Origin of the sequence: Sorangium sp. So ce363 (assembly GCF_051520435.1) — a bacterium.
Classification (GTDB): domain Bacteria; phylum Myxococcota_A; class Polyangia; order Polyangiales; family Polyangiaceae; genus Sorangium; species Sorangium cellulosum_B.
Window position 1 is genome coordinate 5087127 of sequence record NZ_CP150333.1, and the last position, 17331, is coordinate 5104457.

A 17331-nucleotide genomic window follows, 5' to 3' on the forward strand; every position below is an offset into this window, starting at 1 on the left:
TTCCACGGTCCCTTCCGTGCGGGCCAGTGCTATCACCTCGCCGCGGGCGCGACGAGATGCTGTTGGACGGGAGCAGCGCGAGGTGACCGACAGGACCGCGGCGCTCCGCATCATCGCCCGCCGATCCGCTGCGGCGCTCTCCGCGCTGGCCCTCGTCCTGGGCCCGCCCGGGGCCGCGCTGGCTCAGCCGCTCCAGGACAACGCCTACACCATCGACCTCTTCCAGGGGCCCATCCTGGCGCCGCTGCGCGTGACCGGGATCGCTGGCGCCTACGCCGGCTACGCCGAGGGGATCGCCGGCATGGTCGCCAACGCCGCGGCGCCCGCGCTCCGCGAGCCGTTCAGCATGCGCTGGCTCGAGTGGGACGTGGCCGCATCGATCTCGCTGCCCATCGAGCTCTTCGAGAACAACGACTTCGACAACAGCGGCGACATCGATCTCGATTACTCGAATTTCGTGTACCTGACCCTCGGCGGCCAGCTCCAGGCGGGCGACTTCGGCGTCGGGGTCAATGCCGAGCTGCAACGGTACTCCCTGACGGACGAGGCCGGCGCCGAGACCACGGTCGTGATCGGCAAGTACCATTTCCTCGGCGGCGTCCGCCTGCTCGGCGACGCGCTCGTGCTGGGCGCCGGCGCGCGCGCGGTGACGCTCAACCTCGGCGCCGAGCAGACCGACCTGACCATCGCGGGCATCTCCCCGGAGCTCGGGGTGCTCGTGCGCCCCGACTGGGCGTCCTACCGGCTCGGCGCCACGTTCCGCTTCCCGGTGAACGGCGGCGGCTTGCTCGGCGAGGGCGTGGTGATGGACGGGCAGGTCCGCCGCGCCGGCGGGCTGATCCTGCCGAACGAGGTCGTCCTCCCCTGGGAGCTCGAGGTCGGCCTCGCCGTGCAGGTCGGACCGCGCCCGCTCAACCCGGCGTGGATCGACCCGCACGTCCAGGAGCGGGAGCTCCGCGAGGCGGTCGCGCGCAGGCAGGCCGCGCGGGAAGAGCGGAGGGAGCGCGAGCTCGGCGCCATCGACGACCCGGAGGAGCGCGCGCGGCGCGAGCGCGTCTTCGCGACAGAGAGGGCGCGCGAGCGCGCCGACGACGAGCGCGAGCTCGCCGCGGGGCCGGCCATCCTCGAGGCGGAGCGGCGCGCGCGCTACTGGAACTGGCCGCGCGAGCACCTGCTCATCACGGCGGAGCTCCTCGTCACGGGCCCGGTGTCGAACGGGGTGAGCCTGGAGCGCTTCCTGGCGCAGAAGCAGCCCGGGAGCGAGCACGGCCCGTCGGCGGTGGGCACCTCGGGCGCGCACGTGAGCTTCTCGCCGCGGTTCGGGATCGAGACGGAGCCGATCCCGGGCCGCGTGCACACGCGGTTCGGCAGCTACTACGAGCCGAACCGCTTCAGCCGCCTGGGGAGCGGGCGTGTCGGCCGGCAGCACTTCACGTTCGGCGCGGACGTCCGCGTGCTCTCGACGACCTTCTGGGGCCTGATCCCAGACACCGCCTTGACGCTGCAGGCGTCGATGGATTTCGCGCCTCGCTATGACAGCGTGAGCGCCGGCATCGGCGTCTGGCACTGAGCGCCGCGGCGCCGCTCACGCGCCGCTCACGCCGACGACGCGCGGCGGTGTTGCTCCGCGAGCAGCACGCGGAGGTGGCTCATCCGGGCGGGGTCGCGCTTGCCGAACTCGTCGAGCGCCGCGGCGACCGCGACCGGCGCGCCGCCGCGGGGCTCCTTCCGGAGCGCCCTCGCCGCCAGCGCGAGCGCGCGGGGGCACAGCACCTCCTCGATGCAGAGCCGCGCGGGCGGCGGCCGCCACGCGGCGTCGCGGTAGCCCCCCGGCGGCGAGGGCTCCGCGAGGAGCGCGAGGCCGTCCGCCTTGGCCTGCAGCGCCGAGAGGATCTCGCGCTCGATCGCGCTGCCCTCCTCGCGATCGCCGGAGCGCTCGATCGTGAAGATCGGCTTCGGCGCGCCGCGCCGCGCGGCGCCGAGCCAGCCCTTCCGCCAGCGCACCGCCGTGGCCCTGCTGATGGTCGCCTCGCCGCGCGCGACGAGGCCCGTGAAGGCGCTGAGCATCAGCACCTCGAACGGCGAGAACGCGTCGCCGCCCTTCGCCCCCGCGATGCGCGAGAGGTTCGCGGCGACGACGGGGAGCCCCGCCTCGATCGCGTCCGAGGAGCAGAAGAGCGTCGAGCCCGCGCTCGTCGGGTGGAACCCCGTCAGGCTCACGCCCTCGCCGGCGCCGTACCACCCGAGGAGCGTGCGCACGGTCCCCCGGCGGGCGCCGTCGGCCGAGCAGTAAGCCCACGTCGTGCCCCAGAGATCGAACAGCGACCGCACGATCCACCGCGCGAGCCTCGCGCCGAGCAGAACGCTCGCCGCGAACAGCGCGGCGGCCGCGAGGGAGTCGTCCGCGGCCCCGGCCAGGCCCGAGAGGAGCAGGCCGTAGAGCGCCGTGTACGCGAGCAGCAACCCGCTCGTGATCGCGCTCAGGAACAGCTCGATCTTCGGCGACGCGCCGCGCGGCTCGGACCGCCGCCACACGGCGCGGTGGGGCGGCTCGCCGCAGCGAGCACAGGGGTCCGCGGGGCCACATCGCCGCCGCGTCCCGCAGCCGAGGCAGATGTCGATCGGGGGCAACCGGCTTGGCATCGGTGGTCCAGAATAGTGGCGCATCCTCGGTTCGTCGCCACGACCGTGACCCACGGCGCGGGCTCGCCGCGCGCACGGTTTCGCACACGCGCACAGGGCGGGAGCGCGCCCCTGCCCGCTTCGGGCTTGTCGTCGCGCCCTGTTCGGCGCATCGAGTCGCGCATGCCCCATCGCCGGCTCCGCATGGTCGCTGTCAGCCACCTCGCCGTCCTCGCCCTGTGCCAAGGCGTCGCCCTCGCGCAGCCGGCGCCTCCCCAGGGTCGACCGGGCCAGCAGGCTCAGCCGCGGCCGGGCCAGCAGGCGCCCGCGGCGGCCCCGACGACGGCGGCCGCCGCGCCGGCGGCGATGCCGCAGCGCATCGAGGTGAACGACCCGGCGCTCGCGCCGGTCCCCCCGCCGGCGCGCACGCTGGCGAGCTGGAACGACGCGCGCGTGATGATCGAACAGCGGTCGGTCGACTTCGCCATCGCCGTGCAGGAGGTCGCCCGCGCCGAGGGGGTCGCGCGGCGGGCGCTCGCCGCGGCGCTCCCGAGCCTCGACGCGCGCGGCGACCTGACGCACGAGCTGGCGGGCGGCAGCAGCGTGAGCCCCTCGCTCCCCGCGCCAGGGGAGCCGGGCGCGGGGGCGATCGAGGATGCGCCGACGACCGCGTCGGCGTCGCTCACGCTCCGCCAGCCCATCCTCGCCCCGCGCGCCTGGTACGGCATCGGCACCGCGAGGCGCTCGGTGGACGTCGCCAAGCTGAGCCTCGAGGATCGCCGCCGGGTCACCGTCGGCGCGGTGGCGGACGCCGTCGTCTCGATCGTCACGGCCGAGCGGGTCAGCGAGATCAACCGGGTCGGGCTGCGCAGCGCGCTCGAGCGGCTCGAGCTGACCCGGCGGCGCGAGCGCCTCGGCACCGGCACGAAGCTCGATGTCGTCCGCGCGGAGCAGGACGTCGCCCTCGCCCGCGCGACGCTCGTGTCCGGCGACGAGGCGCTGCGCAAGGCGCGGGAGACGCTCGGGGCCGTGCTGGGCGAGCGCGGCGAGGTCGGCGTCCCGCAGGGCTTCTCGCTGAACGCGATCGCGGCGGAGGTGCAGTCGGAGTGCGCCGAGGCGCGCTCGGATCAGCGCGCGGACGTCCGCGCCGCCCGGGCCGAGCTCGAGATCGCGGAGCGCAACCTCACCGACGCGAAGCTCGCGTTCGCCCCGTACGTCGATCTGTCGAGCACGCTGAGCGCCCGCACCTCGATCGGGGACGAGTCCACCCGAAGGGCGCGGTCCTGGGGGTGGTCCATCAGCGCCGTGCTCACCGTCCCCATCTGGGACGGCGGGGCGCGCTACGGCGATCTCCAGATCAGCAGGGCCGCGGTCGAGCAGCAGCGCGCGCGCCTCGGGGCGGTGGAGCGCACCGCCGGGCTCGAGACGACGCAGGCGGTCCGGGGCGTCGCCGTCGCCGAGCAGTCGCGCGCGGTCGCCGAGCAGTCGCGCGACCTCGCGCGCGAGACCGCGCGCCTCACGCAGGTCGCGTTCGAGGCCGGCACCACGACGAGCTTCGATCTTGTCGAGTCCGGCCGCAGGCAGCGCGAGGCCGAGCTCGATCTCGCGGTGCGGGAGTTCGAGGTGGTGAAGGCGAAGATCACCGCGCTGCTCGCGTCCGCCTCGTGCAAATGAGGTGCGCGCAGGACGTGCGCCCGCCGAGCGCGGCCGCGGCCCGGCGCGCGCCGAGCGCGGCAACGACCTCGCGCGGGGGTTGTGCCGAGCGACCGCGCGAGTAGGCTACGCGCCCGATGGAGCGGCTCGAGAGCTACGTCGAAGGGCAGTGGCGCGCCGGCCAGGGCGCGCCGCACGTGCTCGTCAACCCCGCGACCGAGGAGCCGCTCGCCGAGACGAGCACGGACGGCCTCGACCTCGCGGCCGCGGTGGCGTTCGCGCGGGCCGAGGGCGGGCCCGCGCTGCGCGCGCTCACGTTCGCCGAGCGCGGCGAGCTGCTCCGCGCCATGTCGCGCGCCGCGCACGCCGAGCGCGACGCGCTCATCGACGTCGCCATCCGGAATGGCGGCAACACCCGCGGCGACGCCAAGTTCGACATCGACGGCGCGATCGGCACGCTCGCCTACTACGCCGACCTCGGCGCCCAGCTCGGCGACGCGCGGCTGCTCACGGACGGCGACGGCGTGCAGCTCGGGCGCTCGCCGCGCTTCTTCGGCCAGCACATCCTCGTCCCGCGCCCCGGCGTCGCGGTGCACATCAACGCCTTCAACTTCCCCGCGTGGGGGCTCGCGGAGAAGGCCGCCTGCGCGCTCCTCGCGGGCATGCCCGTCATCACGAAGCCCGCGACCAGCACCGCGCTCGTCGCGCTCCGGCTGATGAAGATCTTCACCGAGCGCGCCCCGCTGCCGCGCGGCGCGCTCTCCTTCGTCGCCGGCCCGCCGGGCGATCTCCTCGCGCACCTCGGCGGCGAGGACGTCCTCGCCTTCACCGGATCGAGCGCCACCGGCGCCGCGCTCCGGCTCTCGCCCGGCCTCGTGCGCGACGGCGTCCGCGTGAACGTCGAGGCCGACAGCCTGAACGGCGCCGTCCTCGGCCCAGACGCCGTCCCCGGCTCCGAGACGTACGCGATGTTCCTGCGCGACGTCGTGCGCGACATCACCCAGAAGGCCGGCCAGAAGTGCACGGCGATCCGCCGCGTCTTCGCGCCCGCGGCCGTCGTCGACGCCGTGCGCGACGACCTCGTCGACCGCCTCCGCGACGCGCGCGTCGGCGATCCCGCGCAGGACGGCGTCACGGTGGGTCCGCTGACCACGTCCGATCAGCTCCGCGGCGTGCGCGCGGGCATCGAGCGCCTCGCGGCAGGTGCTGCGGTGGCGCTCGGCGGCGCCGGGCCCTTCGAGGCGATCGGGGTGCCATCGGGCAAGGGGTACTTCGTGCCGCCGACGCTGCTCGTCGCGAGCGGCCCCGACGGCGCGCCCGCCGCGCACGAGCACGAGGTCTTCGGCCCCGTCGCCACGCTCTTCCCGTACGACGGCGGCGCGGCGCACGCCGTGGCGCTGCTGCGACGGGGCCGCGGGAGCCTCGTTTGCTCCGTCTACAGCGACGACCGCGCCTTCGCGGCGGAGGTGCTGATCGGCGTCGCGCCGTACCACGGCCGCGTCCTGCTCGGCAGCGAGAAGATCGCCGATCAGGCGCCCGGCCCGGGCACCGTCCTCCCTCAGACGATCCACGGCGGCCCGGGCCGCGCCGGCGGCGGCGAGGAGCTCGGCGGCCTGCGCGGGCTCCATTTCTACTCGCAGCGCACCGCAGTGCAGGGGTCGCGGCCGATCCTGGAGGCGATCCTCGGGGCGAAGGGCGAGCCCCGCCCCGCGCCGGCGAAGCCGTAGATCGCGAAGGCCGGGGTAGCTCTTTCCGTGGACTTTATGGTGAAGTCTCGCTCATGAGCGCGGGCCCGCAACTCATCGGCAAGACGATCGCAGGGCGCTTCCGCGTCACCGGGTTCATCGGCGAAGGCGCGATGGCGGCGGTCTACCGCGGCGAGCAGGACGCGGAGCCGCGCGACGTCGCCATCAAGATCATGCACCCGCAGCTGCTCGGCGACGAGACGTTCGTCACCCGCTTCTACCGGGAGGCGAAGGCGGCGTCGCGCCTCCACCACCCGAACACGGTGCAGATCCTCGACTCCGGCGTGGAAGGGCACCTGCCGTACATCGTGATGGAGCTCGTCGCCGGGCAGGACCTGTTCGAGGTCCTGCTCGCCGAGCGCCGCTTCTCCGAGGCCCGCGCCGCGCGGTTCCTGATCGGCATCACCGACGCCCTCGCCGCCGCCCACGCGCGGGGCATCGTGCACCGCGATCTCAAGCCCGAGAACGTGATGGTCATGCGGGATCCGGCGGATCCGGCGGTCGAGCGCGTGAAGGTGCTCGACTTCGGGATCGCGAAGATGGTCGAGAGGAACACCCGCGGCGACGACGACGGGCCGAACAGCGCGCCCATCAGCGTCTGGGGCTCGGTCACCACGGTCGGCGTGGTCGTCGGCACGCCCGCGTACATGTCCCCGGAGCAGTGCCGCGGCGACGTCATCGACGGGCGCAGCGACGTGTACGCGTGCGGGGTGCTCCTGTTCCTGCTCGTCACGGGCCGGCTCCCCTTCCCGCCCACGGCCGTCGCGTGGGAGGTGGCGATGGATCACCTCCGGAAGCCGCCGCCCGCGCCGAGCCAGTTCCTGCCGCAGATCCACCCTGCCCTCGAGGCGATCATCCTCACCGCGCTCGCGAAGTGGCCGAACCAGCGCCAGCAGAGCGCGGCCGAGCTGCGCGACGAGCTCGAGCGGCTCCTCCCCCACCTGTCGGACGCGCTGCTCCCTGCCGCCCGGACGAGCGCGCCCGAGGACGCGCCGACCCTCGAAGTGGCGATGCCGCCGTCGCTCCGGAGCTCCATGACGGCCGCGCCGCCGCTGCGCGAGGGCGATCTGCCGCCGCCGGCGCAGCGGGGCGAGGTGCTGGCGAAGTCCGTGTTCCGCGAGGCGTCGCTGACGGACGGGCCGCCGTCGAGCGCGATCCTGTCGCTCGCCGCGACGCTCCCTGGCATCGCCCTCCCGCGCGAGGCGCCGGCCGGACCGACGTCGGACGACTTCTCGCGCACGCTCCCGGCGGTGCGGCGGCTCGTCGCGCCGACGAGCGATCCGCCGGCGAGCGACGTGGTGATCCACGATCGCAAGGACTTCGGGCCGCTCCTCCCCGCCGCGGGCGCCCGCGCGCCGTCCCCGAGGCCGGAGGCGCGGCGAGGCGCCGGCGCGCCCGCCGCCGCCGCGCCGCCGCGGCCGCCCTCGCGGTCCTCGGCCGAGAACGTCATCGAGATCGCGCCTGCGCCGGTCCGGCGCGACCGCCGCCCGCCCGCGCGCCCGACGGACCTGTGGATGGTCAAGCTCGTGGTGCCGCTGGCGCTTTTGATCGGGCTGGCGCTCGGGGTGCTCGCCTTCTTCCTGAGCCGCTGACGCCTCGCGCCTCAGGCGCTGGCCGGCGTGACGGGCGCCGACGCCTCGCGCCTCAGGCGCTGGCCGGCGTGACGGGCGCCTCGAAGGCGGCCCGGAGCGCCTGCGCGCGCAGCTCGACCGCCGCCGACGCGGGCGGCGGGACCGGCGCCTCCGCCTCGGCCGACAGCGCCATCGCGAACGCGTCGATCGCGGCCTCGACGACGCCCTCGATCGGGCGCGCCGCGAGCTCGTCGGGGGCGTCGTGGACCGCCACCATGCCCATCAGGACGGCGCGCACGTGGGCCGCCGCCCGCGGCGACGGCGCGGCGCCCCCTTCTTCGGCGCCGCTCGCGCCGCGCGCGCCGCGCGCCCCCGGCTCCGCGCCGGCCCGCGCCGCCCTCGCGATCTCGGCGGAGAGCGGCCAGCTCAGCCGCGCCACGAGCCGCTCCTGCACGTAGGCGCGGACGCTCGCGTCGGTGCGCTTGCGCTCCTCGGGCAGCGCCGCGATCGGGCGCAGGTCGGACGCGAGCTCCCGGCGCGCCGGCTCGAGCGCCTTGTCGATCGCCGCGGCGAGCGCGCGCCGGTCGCGGCGCAGGTACGCCGCGCTCGCGCGGAGCCGATCCGCCTCGGCGCGCGCCCTCCGCCCGGCCTCGCGGTCCTCGGCCGCGCGCGCCGACGCCGCATGGGCCAGCTCGGCCGCGATGCGGCCCGCCTTGCGGCGGAGCGCGCGCTCGCGGAGCGCGTCGCTCGCGTCGACGATCTGCTCGGCGAAGAGCGCCTCGACCTCGGCCCACCCCGACGCCGCGAGCGCCGCCTCGTCGCCGAGGCGCCCCTTCAGCGAGAGCCGCGCCGAGAACGCGATCGGCGGCGTGAGCGAGGCGATGGAGCTCGCCGCGAGGCTGTCGCGCACGTGCGCGAGCACCGTCTCCAGGGCGTCGGGCTTGAGCCGATCGGCCTTGTTCGCGAGGATCTGCACGGGCACGCCGAGCGCGCTGATCTCGGAGAGCACCCGCCGCTCCGACTCCTTCATCGCCTGGGGCGCGTCGAGCAGCCAGATGGCGACGTGGGCCTCGTCGAACGCCCGCCGCGCCTCGGCGATGTGATCGGGGTCGGGCGCGTTGAAGCCGGGCGTGTCGAGGATCTCGACGCGCTTGAGCCGCTCGATGGGCGCGTAGATGAACACCCGCGCGACCTTGTCCCCGGCCGCCGCGAGCGCGCGCAGCGTGTCCTTCAGCGCCGCGTGCGGCACGACGCGGTCCTGGCCGCCGCGCACGACGATGCGCGCGAACGGATCGGGCGCCCAGGCGACCCAGTGGAGCGTCGCGGTCGTGGGCAGGACGCCGGTCGGCGCCACGTCCTCGCCGAGCAGCGCGTTCAGGAAGGTGCTCTTGCCCGCGTTGAATTCGCCCACCACGGCCGCGCGGAGCGGCCGCTCCCGCTCCACCGCGAGGGCCTCGATCGCCGCGAGCAGGTCGAGCCGGTCGAGGAGCTTGGCCGTGCGCGCGAGCTCGCGCAGCACGTCGCCCCACGCGGCGGCGGCGCGGGCCCCGGCGGGGCCGCCCGCAGGGGGCACCCACGCCAGCGCGATCGCGCGGCGCATGTCGTCGGCCCACGCGGCGCCCTCACCGGTCACCGCGTCGAGCGCGTCGAGCGCGCCGCTCCCCTGCCCCGCGGACGCCATCGCCGCGGCGTCGCGCAGCCGGACGAGGTCGGGGGGGAGCGGGGGCGCGGCCGCGCCGCGCTGCTCCTTGTCGTCGTCCTTGGCGTTGCCACGCGCGGCGAGCGCGTCGAGCGCGCCGAGGTCGCGGGTCTCGACGGCCATGCGGAGCAGCGCCGCCGCGGCGGCGCGGTCGCCCGCGGAGAGCCCGCGCGCGAGCGCCTGCCGCGCGTCGTCGCGCCGCCCCTCGGCGAAGGCGAACGCGGCGGCCCAGGTCGGCTCGTCGAGCGCGCCCGCGGCGCGGACGACGCGGCGCACGCGGTCGACGACGAGCACGTCGCGGGAGGCGGCGACCAGGGCGGCGCAGAGCTCGGCCGCGCCGGGGACGTCGAGCACGAGCGCCCGCAGCCCGAGGTCGAGCGCCCGCCCCACCACGGCGGGCGGCAGGGCCGCCGCGGAGGAGCCCGCCGCGGGGAACCCCGCCGCGGCGCTCGCCTCGGCCAGCGCGAGCCGGGCGAGCACGAGGGCGGCGCGCCCCTCGATCGCGGTGGGCTCGCCGAGGATCTCCGCGGCGGCGCGCGCGCCGTCGAGATCGCCGTACGCGAGCGCGCACTCGGCGCGGCGGAGGGCCACGTCGCGGTCGGGCACGGTGGTGAGCGGCGCCGGGATGCGGTCGAGCCAGCGCTGCGCGCGGGCCGGGTCGCCCGCGGCGAGGTCGAGGTCCGAGAGATCGAGCAGCGCGAGGCGCGCCGCGTCGCGCTCCTCCGGCGCCGACGTGGCCCGCTCGAGCGCGTCGCGCGCGCCGTCCCAGCCGATGCGCTGCCCCGCGCGGCCGAGGCGGAGCCACACGTCGGCGCGCCACGGGACGCGCTTCGCGAGATCCGTGAGCGAGGCGACGACCTCCTGGTCGAGCCACGCGTCCTCCGCGGCGTCGGCCCAGAGCGCCAGCCCGACCGCCGAGTCGGGCAGCACGGAGAGGATGGTGCGGGCGTGCTCGCGGGCCTCGAGGGGCATGCCCTTCGCGAGCGCGGCCTCGGCGGCGCTGCGCTCGTTCTCGAGGCCGAGGGCGAGGATCTCGACCCGCCCGAAGAACCGGTTCAGCGCCTCGACGAGCCTCGCCATGGGCGGGATGAAAGCCTTCCGGGAGGGCGGTCGTCCAGGAAGAAGCGAAGGCCGGAGCGGCGGGCGGCCAGGCTCCGATCTGGCCCGAGGCTCCCCCGGGGAGCCTCGGTGGAGGTCTCGACCTGGGCGGGGCCTCAAAAACGAGCGGACCGCCAGGTCTGGGCCCAGGTCAGCCGTCTGGCGACGAGCGCTCGGACAGATCTCGACCTGGGCGAGGCCTCGAAAACGAGGGGACCGCCAGGTCCGGACCCAGCTCAGGATCTGGCGACAAGCGCTTTGCCAGGTCTCGACCTGGACCAGACCTTGAAAACGAGGGAGCCGCCAGGTCTGGGCCCTGCTCAGGATCTGGTGACGGGCGCTTTGCCAGGTCTCGACCTGGACCAGACCTTGAAAACGAGGGGGACCGCCAGGTCTGGGCCCATTCAGGATCTGACCACCAGCGCTCGGCCAGGTCTCGACCGGACCGAGCCCGGAACGTGAGCGCCTGTTGTTAGAGTGGACCTGTGCCGGCAGACATCGTTACAGGGCGCGTCGACGCGCTGATCGTCACCGCGCTGCAGGACGAGCTCGAGGCGGTCCTCGCGCTCGGCGAGGGCGGTCGAGACGGCTGGCGGGAGGCGCGGGATCCGGGCGGGTTCCCGTACTACGTCCGCGACGTCCCGAACGACCGCGGCGAGCCGCTCCGCGTCGCCGCTGCGTGGTCGGGCCGGATGGGCGAGAGCGCTGCGGCGGCGAGGGCGCAGGGGCTCATCGAGGAGCTCGATCCGGGGTGCCTCGCGATGTGCGGCATCTGCGCCGGCAAACGCGGCGAGGTGTCGCTCGGCGACGTCATCGTCGCCGACCGGGTCTACAGCTACGACGAGGGCAAGCGCGTCGCCCACCCCGGCGGCGAGGGCGCGTTCTTCCACGATATCGAGACGTACAACCTCGAGCGCACGTGGAACATGGATGCCGCGCTCTTCGCGCGCGAGTTCGAGCGGCAGGCGGCGTTCGCGGCCGAGCGCCCGCCGTCGAAGCCGTCGCAAGCGTGGTGGCTCCGGCACGCGCTCTACGAGAGCCAGGTGGAGGGGGGACCGCCGCCCGTCTCGCGGCCGGAGCGCGCGGCGCGGTGCCCGGGCTGGACCGAGCGCATCGGCGAGCTGGAGGCGGCGGGCGTGCTCCGCATCGGCGACGGCGGCCTCGAGCTCACGGAGGCGGGCGTGGCGCAGGTCCGCCGGGATCGCCTGCTCCACCCGGACGGCCCGCCGCCGGCCCGGCCGTTCCGCGTGCACATCGGCCCGATCGCCACGGGGAAGGCGGTGCAGGAGGACGCGGGGCTGTTCGAGGGGCTGAAGCCGATCGGGCGGAAGGTGCTCGGCGTCGAGATGGAGGCCGCGGCGATCGGCTACGTCGCGGAGCGCCTCGGGCGGCGGTCGATCATCGCGAAGGCCGTCTCGGATCACGCCGATCACGACAAGGACGACAGCTTCCGCGCGTTCGCGTGCCGCGCCTCGGCGGAGTTCCTCGTCGCGTTTCTGAGGCGCTTTCTTCCGCCTGCGCGCGCCGAGCACGCCGGGCGGGGCCCGAGGCTGCGCCGCCTCCCGGCGAGCGCGCGGGGCGGCCACGCGAGTCCGCACGGCGACGACATCCTCCTGCCAGGGGAAGGGCGCAGCGACGACTTCCTCTCGCGGGTCGAGCGCGTGTGCAGGCTCCGCGAGCCCGAGGGGGTGAAGATCGAGTGGTTCGACGCGCCCCTCCCCTTCGGCGTCTACCTTCGCGTCTCGGTCAACGAGGGCGGCATCGTCCGGATCGCGCCGCTGGCGGCGCTCGAGAGCGGCATCTCGACCGAGGCGGTCTCCGCGTTCATCGAGAGCATCGACGCCTCGTACCGGCGCGAGGATCCCGGCCTCGTGTCCACGCTGGTCTACGGCGGCGAGCCCGCGCCGGAGGAGCTCGTGCGTTACGCGAGCGCGCGGCGCGTGCGCCTCGTGCGGTTCCTCGAGTACCAGGGGCTCATCGATTTCCGCGGCTACCTGGCGTGGCAGAACGCGAGCCTCGAGCGGGACCTCACGTATCCGCCGGATCTCTACGTCGACCAGCGCGTCGCGCTCACGACGGGCCAGGAGGAGGCGGTGCGCGAGCGCGCGCTCGACGCCATCGCAGAGCTGCTCGACTCGGAGCACAGCCGGTTCGTGCTGGTGCTCGGCGACTTCGGTACGGGCAAGACGTTCCTCCTGCACGAGCTCGCGCGGCGAATGGGCAAGGCGGGCGGCCCGCTGACGCCGGTGCTCATCGAGATGCGCGCGCTGGAGAAGGCGCGCGACCTGAACGCGCTCATCGCGCAGCACCTGGCGCTCGCGGGGCTCGGCAAGATCGATCTGCCCGCGTTCCGGCACATGCTGGCCGAGGGGCGGATCGTGCTCCTGTTCGACGGCTTCGACGAGCTCGCCTTCCGCGTGACGTACGACCGCGCGGTCGAGCACTTCGACACGCTGATCCAGGCGGCGCAGGGCAAGGCGGCGAAGGTCGTGGTCACGAGCCGGAGCCAGCACTTCATCTCGGAGCAGCAGGTGAGGTCGGCGCTCGCGGAGAAGGCCGCGCTCTTGCCCGGCTACCGGCTCGCGCGGCTCTTGCCGTTCACCGAGGCGCAGATCCGCAGGTTCCTCCTCAACCGGCTCGGCGGCGAGGAGGCGGCCGACGCGCGCATGCGGCTGCTCGCGGACGTGAAGGATCTGCTCGGCCTGTCGGCGAACCCTCGGATGCTGGGGTTCATCGCCGAGATCGAGGAGACGCAGCTGCGGCAGGCGAAGTCGGGCGACGGGGAGATCACCTCGGCGGGGCTGTACAAGCTGCTCCTGGATCGGTGGCTCGTCTGGGAGTACGAGCGCGCGCACCCGAAGGGCGCGCAGCCGGGGCTGTCAGTGGCACAGCGGTGGCGGGCGGTGACGGAGCTCGCGACCCGGCTGTGGCAGCGGACGGAGCAGAGCGTGAACGTGCGCGAGCTGCCGGCGGAGCTCATCGCAGCGCTGCAGGCGCTCGGCAGGCACGAGCTCGATGTCGGGGTGACGGCGCACCAGATCGGATCGGGGACGCTGCTCGTGTGGGACGACCAGGAGAACTTCCGGTTCATCCACCAGTCGGTGCTCGAGTGGCTCGTGGCGCGAGAGGCGGCCGAGGAGGTGCAGCGCGCCGGCGAGGTTTCGGCGCTCGCGCAGCGGGAGGTGAGCGATCTGATGGCCGACTTCTTCGGAGCGCTCGCGGGAAGGGAGGCGGCGGAGCGGTGGGCGCGGAAGGCGCTCGGCGGGGCGTGGGGGACGGTGGCGGCGGCGAACGCGCTGCGGATCGACGGGCGGATGGGGCTCGGGGTGAGCGAGCGGATGAACCTCGCGGGGGCGGACCTGCGAGGGCAGGACCTCTCGGGGAAGGACCTGAGCGGCTGCGACCTCCGGGGGGCGGATCTACGGGAAGCCAAGCTCGTGAGGGCGAACCTGAGCGGCGCGCTGATGGCGAGGGCGCTGCTCGACGGGGCGGACCTCACCGGGGCAAACCTCACCGGGGCGGATCTGACGGGGGCGACGGCAATCCGGGGGCGCCTTGTAGGCGCGGATCTGACGGGGGCGACGCTCGCCTCGACAAGGCTGCGCGGGGCGAAGCTCGTGGGGGCGCGGGGGGCGCGGTTCGACGGGTGCGATACGTTCGGCGCGGCGATGCCGGAGGCGGCGAGGTTCGAGCCGGCCTGGGTGCAAGGGAGCCGGTGCAATGCCGTGGCGATCAGCCCCGATGGAACCCTGCTCGCATCGGGTCACTCCCACGGGATCGTGCTGTGGGACATGGCGACCGGGAGCGCGCTGCGCACGCTGAACGGCCACACCGACTGGGTCACGAGCGTCGCCTTCAGCCCTGACGGGGACACGCTCGCGTCCGGCTCGGACGATTGCACCGTCCGGCTCTGGGACGTGTCGACTGGCAACGTGCTCTGCGTATTCCAGGGGCACAGTCTCTCCGTGAAGAGCGTGACGTTCAGCCCAGACGGCGAGACACTGGCTTCCGGCTCGTCGGACCTCACCGTTCGGCTCTGGCAGCTAGCCACATTCAGACAGATCGCCGTGCTCCACGGCCACCGGGATGGAGTGATGGCCGTGAAGTTCCGCCCCGACGGCGAGACGCTGGCCTCCGGCGCGTACGACACCATCATTCGGCTCTGGCAGGTCTCGACAGGCGACATGCTTGGCGCGCTGAGCGGCCATCGGGCTGGCGTGCTCAGCGTCGCCTTCAGCCCCGACGGCGAGATGCTGGCCTCCGGTTCCGTGGACTACGACATTGGCCTCTGGCACATGTTGAGCGGCGAGACGCTGCAGATGCTGCACGGCCACGCGCGACACGTGAGAAGCGTCGCGTTCAGCCCCGACGGCGCGACGCTCGCCTCTGGCTCAGGAGACGGAGCCGTGCAGCTGTGGAATCGTTCAGGCGTCGCGTACCACGCGCTCGAGGGCCACTCCGCCGGCGTGACGAGCGTCGCCTTCAGCCCCGATGGCTCGACGCTCGCCTCTGGTTCGAAAGACAGCACGGTGCGGCTGTGGCACGTGTCGACGGGCGGCGTCTCGCGCGTGCTGGAAGGACAGCCGAGCATGCCCATGGTCATGGGCTTGAGCGGCGATGGCGCGACGCTCGCGCTCGGCTCCGAGGACTTTGGCGTTCATCTCTGGCGGATGTCGACATGGAGTGCGCTTCCGCCGTTCATGGATCGCGGCATCTCCTCGGCGAAGCTGGCCTTCAGCCCTGACGGCACGACGCTGGCGTTCGCATCGCGAGACCACACGGTCCGGCTCCGGAGGCTCGGCGTAGTCGGCCCGGCGCGCGTGTTGAAGGGGCACTGTCCTAGCATCACGGATATCGCCTTCAGCCATGACGGGGACATGATCGCATCAGGGTCGCGCGACGGGACAGTGCGACTCTGGCGCACCGAGACGGCGGGGCTGCTTCGCGTGATGGACGGTCACGACGATGGGATCAGCAGCGTGGCGTTCAGCCCCGATGGCGTGACGCTGGCCTCGGGCTCGATCGATCGGACCATCCGACTCCGGAGGGTGGACGGCGAAGGCGCAGCGCGCGTGCTGGAAGGTCATCGATATGGCGTGCAGAGCGTGGCGTTCAGCCCTGATGGCGCGACGCTGGCCTCGGGATCCGACGACACCACCGTGCGGCTCTGGCCGCTCGCCCAGGGCGGCCAGCCACGCGAGCTGCACGGCCATGCCGGCAGGGTGAAGTGCGTGACCTTCAGCCCCGACGGTGCATGGCTCGCATCGGGCTCCGATGACTGGAGCGTTCGCCTCTGGCGCATGTCCAGCAACGACAGGGCGCTCGTTCTCCTGGGGCACACCGGCGAGGTCGTGAGCGTGGCCTTCATGCCGGATGGCGACACGCTGCTCTCCTGCTCCACCGACGGCGCTGTCCGCTTCTGGGACCTGCGTACCGGCGCTTGCCTCGCCATGCTCCTCAAGCTCCCCGAGGGCTGGGTCGCCTTCCGCCCCGACGGCCGCTACAAGCTCGGCGGCAACATCGCGGGCGGCTTCTGGCACATCGTCAACCTCTGCCGCTTCGAGCCGGGCGAGCTCGATGCGCTCGTCCCCGGCCTCCGCATCCCGGACGACGAGCCGTTGCTCCCCGCGACGCCTGCGCTCGGCCGGGGCTGAGCGCGGATTGCCGGGCTGGCAGCCCGAACGACTACGGCACCTTGTCGATCGCCTCGATCACGATCCCGCCGAACCGGCCCTCGTCGGCGCGGCACCTCACGCCCCGGATGACGCATGCGTGGCTGTCCCGAGGCTCGCCGGTATCCGCGTAGCGCGCCCCGAAGCCGCCGCCGAACGACGTGTTGAAGAACTCGAGAGGCCGCCCGGCCTCGTCCGTGGCCTCATGCTTGCAAAGCCCGCACACCGCGCGCGGGTGGCGTGGCCACAGGTCCAAGGGATCGCCGCAGATCGGGCAGCCGTGCGTCCCATCCGGCATCCCGCTCCCGTCGGCGGTCACGAGGCGCGCGCCGCGCTCGCCCGCGGCGGACCGGTACGGGCCGCTGATCCCCGCGATGCTGGCGCGGTCCTCGCTCGCGACCGCGAACAGGCCGGCGCCGGCGAGGGTGAGCGCTTCGATCGCCGCCGCGAAGCCGGGCCGGTCGCCGATGTCCTCCCCGCGATCCTCGTGCCAGGACGCGATCTCGACGCGTTCCCGGCTGGACCAGGCATCGATCGCTGCGCGCTGCTCCGCGGCGGAGGCGCACGTGGCGTCCGTGGAGATGCGGACGTAGGCGACGGCGAGCCCGGGGCTGCCGCGCTTGAACCGGCGAGCTGTCATCCGGGATGAGAGAATCCTGGACGGCGACGGTTGTCCAGCGTCCAGCCGGCCGTGGTCGCGGATAGCTCGCCCCCGATCGGCGCGCGGCAGTGGCAGAGATTCGCCGCGCTGGCAGCACGGATTGTTGGCCCCGATCTGGACAGGCCTGTAGACGGCGCACGATGGGCTCGACCCGGACGGCCTGGCACGTGCTGCTCGTCGCATTGCTCAACCAACGGGGCTCGCGCCGGTTCGAGGTGCGCAGCGAGGTGCCGCTCTCGAACGAGCCGCTCCGCGCCGATTACCTGTTGCTGCGCCGGAGCGCGGGGCCGAGCGAGCCCGCGGGCACGCTGAAGAAGCTCTGGGACCTCTTGCCCAGGGACACCATCGTCGAGTTCAAGAGCATCGGCCGGCCTTACCGAAGGCGCAACCTCGACCGGCTGTGCAGCTACCTGCACCTGTACTGCGCCGACGAGCCGGAACGGATCGAGCGGCGGAGCGACCTGTGCGGCGTGCTGCTCGTCCCGTCGCGCACCAGGTCGCTCGACGCGGATGTGGCCGAGCTCGGCATGGAATGGGGCGACCTCGGCGGCGGCTACTGGCGGGTCGAGGGCGGGGCGTTCGCGCTGCTCATCGTCGAGATCGACGCAGC

The 17331-nt window shown here is 74.2% G+C and carries 8 protein-coding genes; 5 read left to right on the forward strand and 3 right to left on the reverse strand.

Annotated features, from left to right (window positions below; all coding sequences use genetic code 11):
* Positions 1-82 precede the first annotated feature (82 nt).
* Entirely contained in the window at positions 83-1570 is a 1488-nt protein-coding gene (locus tag WMF12_RS19310; protein ID WP_437873022.1) for a hypothetical protein, read from the forward strand.
* A 26-nt stretch (positions 1571-1596) separates the two neighbouring features.
* Here WMF12_RS19310 and WMF12_RS19315 read toward each other — a convergent pair whose 3' ends face one another.
* Positions 1597-2643 carry a hypothetical protein gene (locus tag WMF12_RS19315; protein WP_437873023.1) on the reverse strand — a complete coding sequence of 349 codons (1047 nt, stop codon included), beginning with the start codon at positions 2641-2643 and terminating at the stop codon, positions 1597-1599.
* A gap of 162 nt (positions 2644-2805) precedes the next feature.
* On the opposite strand from WMF12_RS19315, the gene WMF12_RS19320 reads away from it, so the two are divergent.
* The 3 genes from WMF12_RS19320 to WMF12_RS19330 all read left to right on the forward strand — a co-directional run bounded on the left by WMF12_RS19320 (position 2806) and on the right by WMF12_RS19330 (position 7612).
* Positions 2806-4296, forward strand: coding sequence for a TolC family protein (locus WMF12_RS19320; protein WP_437873024.1), 1491 nt, complete (start codon positions 2806-2808; stop codon positions 4294-4296).
* A 116-nt stretch (positions 4297-4412) separates the two neighbouring features.
* Positions 4413-6002, forward strand: coding sequence for a 3,4-dehydroadipyl-CoA semialdehyde dehydrogenase (locus tag WMF12_RS19325; RefSeq protein WP_437873025.1), 1590 nt, complete (start codon positions 4413-4415; stop codon positions 6000-6002).
* Between the two features lie 53 nt (positions 6003-6055).
* The gene (locus tag WMF12_RS19330) at positions 6056-7612 is read left to right on the forward strand and encodes a protein kinase domain-containing protein (protein WP_437873026.1); all 1557 of its coding nucleotides are present in this window, start codon (positions 6056-6058) and stop codon (positions 7610-7612) included.
* A gap of 52 nt (positions 7613-7664) precedes the next feature.
* Here the strand turns inward: WMF12_RS19330 and WMF12_RS19335 are convergent, their stop codons facing one another.
* Positions 7665-10370: a dynamin family protein gene (locus tag WMF12_RS19335; RefSeq protein ID WP_437747120.1), complete on the reverse strand. Its 2706-nt coding sequence runs from the start codon at positions 10368-10370 to the stop codon at positions 7665-7667.
* Between the two features lie 503 nt (positions 10371-10873).
* On the opposite strand from WMF12_RS19335, the gene WMF12_RS19340 reads away from it, so the two are divergent.
* The gene (locus tag WMF12_RS19340; RefSeq protein WP_437873027.1) at positions 10874-16042 is read left to right on the forward strand and encodes a pentapeptide repeat-containing protein; all 5169 of its coding nucleotides are present in this window, start codon (positions 10874-10876) and stop codon (positions 16040-16042) included.
* Positions 16043-16073: 31 nt separating this feature from the next.
* Here WMF12_RS19340 and WMF12_RS19345 read toward each other — a convergent pair whose 3' ends face one another.
* Positions 16074-16700 carry a hypothetical protein gene (locus WMF12_RS19345; protein ID WP_437873028.1) on the reverse strand — a complete coding sequence of 209 codons (627 nt, stop codon included), beginning with the start codon at positions 16698-16700 and terminating at the stop codon, positions 16074-16076.
* Positions 16701-17331: the final 631 nt, after the last annotated feature.

Coding starts and splice junctions, on each gene's coding strand:
- WMF12_RS19330 (WP_437873026.1), top strand. CDS start 6,056: ATGAGCGCGGGCCCGCAACTCATCGGCAAGACGATCGCAGGGCGCTTC.
- WMF12_RS19335 (WP_437747120.1), bottom strand. CDS start 10,370: ATGGCGAGGCTCGTCGAGGCGCTGAACCGGTTCTTCGGGCGGGTCGAG.
- WMF12_RS19320 (WP_437873024.1), top strand. CDS start 2,806: ATGCCCCATCGCCGGCTCCGCATGGTCGCTGTCAGCCACCTCGCCGTC.
- WMF12_RS19325 (WP_437873025.1), top strand. CDS start 4,413: ATGGAGCGGCTCGAGAGCTACGTCGAAGGGCAGTGGCGCGCCGGCCAG.
- WMF12_RS19345 (WP_437873028.1), bottom strand. CDS start 16,700: ATGACAGCTCGCCGGTTCAAGCGCGGCAGCCCCGGGCTCGCCGTCGCC.
- WMF12_RS19315 (WP_437873023.1), bottom strand. CDS start 2,643: ATGCCAAGCCGGTTGCCCCCGATCGACATCTGCCTCGGCTGCGGGACG.